Below are 6,323 nucleotides of genomic sequence, written 5' to 3'. Positions count from 1 at the left end.
CCAGTCGCTCCGCACGCTCGAGGACCTCGACCTGCGCGCCGCGCTCGGCGAGCTCGACCGCGCAGGCAAGTCCCGCAACCCCCGCGCCGATGACGGTCACGCGCATCTCAGCCGCCCGCGCGAGCGCTCCCGGCGCCGGCGCCATTCTCGGTACTGGCGCCGGCCGCGACGTAGATCTCCCCGCCCGATTCGCGAAACTTCACCGCCATCTCGTGCAGCCCCTGCTCACGCTGTCGTGCCTCATCGCGCAGCTCGTGCGAGATCTTCATCGAGCAGAACTTCGGTCCGCACATGGAGCAGAAGTGCGCGACCTTGTGAGCCTCCTTGGGCAGGGTCTGATCGTGGAACGAGCAGGCCGTGTCCGGATCGAGCGAGAGGTTGAACTGGTCCTCCCAGCGAAAATCAAAGCGCGCGCGCGACAGCGCGTTGTCGCGGTCTTGCGCCCCGGGGTGACCCTTGGCAAGGTCGGCCGCGTGGGCTGCGATCTTGTAGGTGATCACGCCTTCCTTCACGTCTTCCTTGTTCGGAAGGCCCAAATGCTCTTTCGGCGTGACGTAGCAGAGCATCGCGCAGCCGAACCACCCGATCATCGCGGCGCCGATTCCGGAGGTGATGTGGTCATAGCCCGGTGCGATGTCGGTCGTGAGCGGGCCGAGCGTATAGAACGGCGCCTCCCGACATTCCTTGAGCTGCTTTTCCATATTGACCTGGATCAGATGCATCGGGACGTGGCCGGGGCCCTCGATCATCGTCTGGACCTCGTGTTTCCAGGCGATCTGCGTCAGCTCGCCCAAGGTCTCGAGTTCCCCGAATTGCGCTTCGTCGTTGGCGTCGGCCACCGAGCCGGGCCGGAGCCCGTCGCCGAGGCTGAACGAAACATCGTAGGCCTTCATGATCTCGCAGATTTCTTCAAAACGCGTGTAGAGGAAATTCTCCCGATGATGGGCGAGACACCATTTCGCCATGATCGATCCGCCGCGCGAGACGATGCCGGTCAGCCGCTTGGCCGTGAGCGGAACGTAACGCAGCAGCACGCCGGCATGGATCGTGAAATAGTCCACGCCCTGCTCGGCCTGCTCGATCAAGGTGTCGCGGAAGATCTCCCAGGTCAGTTCCTCCGCCCGGCCGTCCACCTTCTCCAGCGCCTGGTAGATCGGCACGGTTCCGATCGGCACGGGCGAGTTGCGGAGGATCCACTCGCGGGTCTCGTGAATGTTCTTTCCGGTGGAGAGATCCATCACGGTGTCGGTGCCCCAGCGGGTGGCCCAGATCATCTTTTCGACCTCCTCTTCGATGGAAGAGGCGACGGCCGAGTTGCCGATGTTCGCGTTGATCTTGACCAGGAAGTTCCGGCCGATGATCATCGGCTCCAGCTCCGGATGATTGATGTTCGCCGGGATGATCGCCCGTCCGCGCGCGACCTCGTCGCGCACAAACTCGGGCGTAATCGCGGCCGGAATGCTCGTGCCCCACGACTGGCCCGGATGAAGGGCAACGCCTTTTCCGTGGCTCCGGTAGCCGTCCCGCATCATCTCCCGCGTTAGATTCTCCCGGATCGCGATGAACTCCATTTCCGGGGTGATCATCCCTCGGCGGGCATAGTGCATCTGCGAGACGTTTCTTCCGGGCCTCGCTCGCAGAGGTTTTTGGATGTGGGAAAAGCGCAGCGAGTCCAGTTTTGGATCGGCCGCGCGGCGACGACCGTACTCGGATGAAACCTCGGAAAGCCGTTCCAGGTCTCCCCGTCCCAGAATCCAGGATTGACGCAAGGGCGGAAGACCGGCCCGGACATCGATCGTGACATCGGGATCGGTATAGGGACCGGAGGTGTCGTAAACAACGGCGGGCGGATTTTCCTGAACCGATCCATCCTTGGCCGCGCGGGTCGGGGTCAACCGAATTTCCCGCATCGGGACACGAACGCCGGGCTGGGATCCCTCGATATAAATCTTGCGCGACGCGGGGAACGGCGCAGTGGTCAGCTTCGCTTCTTCCGAACCGTTTCCGTTCCCGGGAAGCGCCTTGACGGCGTCTTCGTTGACTTTCTTCAAGCTGGTTTTCATGGCCGGCGCGTCCTTTCTAAGGTTGATGCGTACTAATAGAAACGAGATTTATCCCGTTTCATCGGCGGGTCCTGTCCTTCGGCAGCCCCATCCGTCCTCACTCTGCATGCTCCGAAAACTGATTCGGTGAACCCCACGAAAGAACCCTTGGCCTTTCCGTTGCGGCGGACGGGGCGCCCCGCCTCCGGCCACCCGCCGAATGTCATTCTATAATTGTCGTCTGTATTAAGAAACAAAAAACCGCACCAGATCCGGGTGCGGTTTCGCCTAATCAAACCATTTCGCTTCCCTTCGCTGGCATTATCCAGAGCAGGTTCAAAGGGTCACCGCCGATGCGGTCTCTCAGCCCTTCCGGGCACCCCTCGCGTGTATGAACGGATTATAAGATGAGGATCGGGGCTTAGTCAACCGAATATTTTAAGCGGGCCCGCGGGGACTCCATGGCCAGGAGAATCGATTTCCGGTGTCACTGCACCAGGATCCAGGTCAGCCGCTCGCCGTAGAATTCGGCCCGGATCGGATCGCCCTTTTTCAAGTCCGATTTGGTCAGGACCTTGTCGCCTTTCATGATCATACTGCCCTCGTCCAGAATAATCTGGATCGGCCCCTGCTCCTTGGTGTTCAGCGAGACGAGATTCAAGGTGGGATGAACGCCGGTCACGGTACCGGTCAGCCGTTGCGATCCGTTGGTGGTGCCGCGCCAGATCGCGCTGAGGTTGATTTCGCGGATGGGATTTCCGTCCTTGGGGGGCTCTCCGGCCGTTTGGAAAAAAAGACGGTTGCCGAGCCGGGGGCACGGAACGCCGTCCACGGAAATATATTTATAGACCCAGACCACATACTGGGTCCCCGGCTCCAGCGGGTCTTCGGGCGTGACGATCATCTGCGCGCCCCGCCACTCCACCGTGCCGCCGACGCCCGCTTCGCTCGTGAGCAGCCGGCCGAGTTTGTACCGGCCTCCGGCGATATTCACCGCATTCAGAAAAGGCCTGAAATCGTACGGAGCCGTCGACGGCTTCCCTGTTTTAGGGTCGGTATAAGGGATCATATCGACCGCGCGATCTAAGGCCAGCACGATGGGCGCCTTGGGGTCGTGCGCCGCCACATTCATGTTCGCGCCGACCATGATGATCGGGGGCGTGGGGCATCCCTTCGCCGCCAAAACCGGCTCTGCGCCCATTTTCAAAAAGGCCGGGAATAAAAAAATCCCGGTCAACACCGCTCGGAGCAGGACTCGCCTCATTGAACACACCTCTTCCTGGGCCGATAATTTAGCATATTGCACCGGAGCGTAACAAACAAAATTTACTCTCCCGCGCGAACGAGAAGGCCCTTCATCTTCACGACACGGAACATGCCGTTGAAAAACAGGATGGCCACCGCAAGATAAACAACATTGAGACCGGTGGCCCAGATCAGCTCGTCGAGAGGAAAATTCTTCGTCTCGATCACGGCCCGCATTCCTTCAAACACGTGAGAGGCCGGAATGCCGTGAGCGATCCCCTGAAGAAAGGGCGGCAGCACCGAGACCGGGTAGAAGACGGCCGAGACGGGCTGAAACAGAAAGGCCAGCCCCCAGGCCAGGACCTCGGCTTCCTGGCCGAAACGAAGAATGATCGCCGTTGTGAAGATCCCGATCGCCCATCCCGTCACGACCAGATTGAGCGCGAAAGGAACCAGTGAGAGTCCGATGACGAACAGATTGAAGGAATAGAGCAGATAGGCCAGGAGGATCGTCATGAACGCCGCCCCGATCACTTTGATGACGCTGACCAGCATCGTGGCGGCCAGAAACTCGCCGGTGCCGAGCGGGCTGACGAACAGGTTGAGAAGATTCCGGGACCATATTTCTTCGAGAAAGGAAACGCAGATCCCCTGCTGCGCCCGGAAAAGGATATCCCAGAGAATCAGGGCGCCGAGGAAAAAGGTGACGAAGGCCGGAAGCCCTTCTTTGTAACGGGCCAGGTAAAGCGTGATGAAACCCCAGACCAAGAGGTCCAGGAGCGGCCAGTAGATGATCTCCATCATCCGCTGCGGGCTGCGTTTGTACAGCATGAGATGGCGGTTCACGATGGCCAAGATGCGGTGCAGCTTCATATTGTATCCTCAAGACCCTCGCAAAAAGGTTCCGGGACCTTTCATAGGCGTCCACCGTATGTATCGATTGAAATTGCTTCTCTGATATGCCGGCAGGTCGCCGTTACGACGTGCCGGCTGTGGAGTTGCCCATTTTATCGTAGTCGAGCGCATGAAAATTCCCTCCACCTTCTCGCTTCGGGTCATTCGGTAATTCCGGAATCCCTCCGCTTCGGACCTTGTCACACGCCCGCTTTCCCGCGGGCTACCTTGAGGAAGACTTCCTCGAGGTCCTCTCCCTGGAAGCGCTTCATGATCTCGGCCGGTGTTCCGGTCGAAATGATCCGGCCTTTGTCCAGGAAGATGATGCGGTCCGACATCTCTTCCATCTCTTTCATGTTATGCGACGTATAGAGAATCGTCAGACCCGACTGGGCGCGGATGGACTTCAGCAAGGATCGCGTCTTGTCCGCGATGTCGGGATCCAGGCTGGCCGTCGGCTCATCCAGGAAGAGAATCTTCGGATCGTTCAAGAGCGCCTTGACGAGGGAAACGCGGGTGAGCTGACCCGTGGACAGTTTCCGGGTCACGGTATCCCGAAGGTGCAGGATCTCGAAGACCGAAAGGAGATGGTCGATCTTCTCCCGGGAATTCCGAACTTGATAGAGTTGGGAAAACACCCGGAGGTTTTCACGGACGGTCAGGGATTGGGGCAGGGAAACATAGGTCGAGGAAAAATTGACCCGTCCCAGGATCTCTTCGCGGTTACGGGCCAGATCCAGTCCGAAGATTCGGATCTGACCGCCGGTCGGCGTGGTGACGCCCAGGAGCATCTGGATCGTCGTGGTCTTGCCCGCGCCGTTCGGCCCCAGAATCCCGAGGATCTCGCTCTGATAAATCTCAAAGGATATTTCGTTTACCGCCGTGACGCGTTCAAATCGCTTGGTAAGGTTCCGGACTTCTACGACGGTTTGCGGCATGGTGTTTTTGGATCAAACGCTTATTTCTTCCGACCGAAGATCTTGGCATTCTCGCGCTCGTCATCCGAAAGAATCTTCTGCCAATCTCTTTTTCTCCGAGGAGCCTTCCGGAAGGCTTCATAGATCCCCTTGGCCAGCTCAAGGCGGTCCACCCCCGGCGGCGCCACCTGAATATCCATCTGCGCCATGGTCAGATCGAAATCGGTGTCGAGCATCGTCTCCGGGTCCATTCCGTATTCCTGAAGCGTTTGACGGATCACGCCGGCGTCGACTCCGAAACGCCGGGCCACATCATGAATATTGGCGGGGCGGTAGGATTTATCCGGCGCGATGCCCAAATGGTAGGCGCAAAAAAGATCGAAGGGATCGATCCCCGACCTGCCCTTTGAGGGACGCGGCCCGGACCGTTCGCCGCCTTCCGACTTCCCGCGGTCCATCGGTGGACGACGGCTCCCACGGTCCCGGTCCGAAAAGTCTCGTCGATGTTTCAAGCAACCTCCTTCTTCATCTCGATGGCCCCGCGACTACTGGAACCGGCCGAGGATGCTTTCCTCTCGGACCAGGACCAGCTCTTCGCCGTCCACGTCCACTTTGGTAACGCCGTACTTCTCATAGAGGACATGATCGCCGGGTTTGACCACCGTCTGAACAAATTTCTTCTCGATCACCTTTCCCTTTTTGTCGTGCTCTTCTTTAAAATGCCCTCCTCCGATGGCCAGCACCTCCCCTTCCTGGGGCTTTTCCTTGGCCACCTCCGGAATGATAATCCCGCCGGCGCTTCTCTCCTTTTCCGACTTGGGTCGGATCAATGCCCAGTCATGCAACGGTCGAATCTTCATCAAAACCTCCTTATAATAGTAGGGGCTCGCGCCTGCCTGCCGGCCGGCCGGCGGGCGGGTCGCCCCCTCCTAAAATTACGTTATCAATTCCCCGGCGGCTCGCGGACCTCCAGGGTACCGACCATGCCCTTTTCCTTGTGGCTCTTGAAGAAAAGCAGCTTCTTGTCGCAATAAAATTCCGCCTTCCCGGCCTTCGTCGGAGTAAAGCGGACCGTCACGGTCTTGCCGGCCGGAACGTCCTGCTTGACATCGAGGCCCATTTCCGGAGCCTTAATGAGAAAGTTATGCGGCACGATGATCGTAACGCTCTTCAGCGTCAGTTCCACGGGATGCCCCGACGTCACGATCAGATGGTCCGGTTTGTA

General features: G+C 59.1%; 8 protein-coding genes and 1 riboswitch. All 8 genes read right to left on the bottom strand.

What is annotated here, in order from left to right; all coding sequences use genetic code 11:
• Positions 1 to 106: FAD-dependent oxidoreductase (locus tag VLY20_08225; protein HUK56630.1), on the bottom strand; the 106-nt coding region annotated here is incomplete at its 3' end.
• Position 107: 1 nt separating this feature from the next.
• Positions 108 to 2,063 carry a phosphomethylpyrimidine synthase ThiC gene (gene thiC / locus VLY20_08220; protein HUK56629.1) on the bottom strand — a complete coding sequence of 652 codons (1,956 nt, stop codon included), beginning with the start codon at positions 2,061 to 2,063 and terminating at the stop codon, positions 108 to 110.
• Between the two features lie 269 nt (positions 2,064 to 2,332).
• A riboswitch (TPP riboswitch) is annotated at positions 2,333 to 2,436 on the bottom strand.
• Between the two features lie 93 nt (positions 2,437 to 2,529).
• On the bottom strand, positions 2,530 to 3,306 hold the full coding sequence (locus tag VLY20_08215) for a hypothetical protein (protein ID HUK56628.1): 777 nt from the start codon (positions 3,304 to 3,306) through the stop codon (positions 2,530 to 2,532).
• A 62-nt stretch (positions 3,307 to 3,368) separates the two neighbouring features.
• On the bottom strand, positions 3,369 to 4,160 hold the full coding sequence (locus VLY20_08210; protein HUK56627.1) for an ABC transporter permease: 792 nt from the start codon (positions 4,158 to 4,160) through the stop codon (positions 3,369 to 3,371).
• Positions 4,161 to 4,381: 221 nt separating this feature from the next.
• Complete coding sequence (locus VLY20_08205) at positions 4,382 to 5,119, bottom strand: ABC transporter ATP-binding protein (protein HUK56626.1); 738 nt, start codon at positions 5,117 to 5,119, stop codon at positions 4,382 to 4,384.
• 20 nt (positions 5,120 to 5,139) lie between these two features.
• Positions 5,140 to 5,610 (bottom strand): hypothetical protein, encoded by a 471-nt coding sequence (locus VLY20_08200; GenBank protein ID HUK56625.1) that lies wholly within the window; start codon positions 5,608 to 5,610, stop codon positions 5,140 to 5,142.
• Positions 5,611 to 5,643: 33 nt separating this feature from the next.
• Entirely contained in the window at positions 5,644 to 5,958 is a 315-nt protein-coding gene (locus VLY20_08195) for a co-chaperone GroES (GenBank protein HUK56624.1), read from the bottom strand.
• A gap of 83 nt (positions 5,959 to 6,041) precedes the next feature.
• Positions 6,042 to 6,323: cupredoxin domain-containing protein (locus VLY20_08190; protein ID HUK56623.1), on the bottom strand; the 282-nt coding region annotated here is incomplete at its 5' end.

Source organism: Nitrospiria bacterium (genome assembly GCA_035517655.1).
Classification (GTDB): domain Bacteria; phylum Nitrospirota; class Nitrospiria; order JACQBZ01; family JACQBZ01; genus JACQBZ01.
Note: the sequence above shows the minus strand (reverse complement) of the source record. Positions and strands in the feature narration are given on the sequence as shown.

What these genes read in the sequence shown, in the direction of transcription:
- VLY20_08205 (HUK56626.1), bottom strand. Translation starts at nt 5,119, where the DNA reads ATGCCGCAAACCGTCGTAGAAGTCCGGAACCTTACCAAGCGATTTGAA.
- VLY20_08195 (HUK56624.1), bottom strand. Translation starts at nt 5,958, where the DNA reads ATGAAGATTCGACCGTTGCATGACTGGGCATTGATCCGACCCAAGTCG.
- VLY20_08210 (HUK56627.1), bottom strand. Translation starts at nt 4,160, where the DNA reads ATGAAGCTGCACCGCATCTTGGCCATCGTGAACCGCCATCTCATGCTG.
- VLY20_08215 (HUK56628.1), bottom strand. Translation starts at nt 3,306, where the DNA reads ATGAGGCGAGTCCTGCTCCGAGCGGTGTTGACCGGGATTTTTTTATTC.
- thiC (HUK56629.1), bottom strand. Translation starts at nt 2,063, where the DNA reads ATGAAAACCAGCTTGAAGAAAGTCAACGAAGACGCCGTCAAGGCGCTT.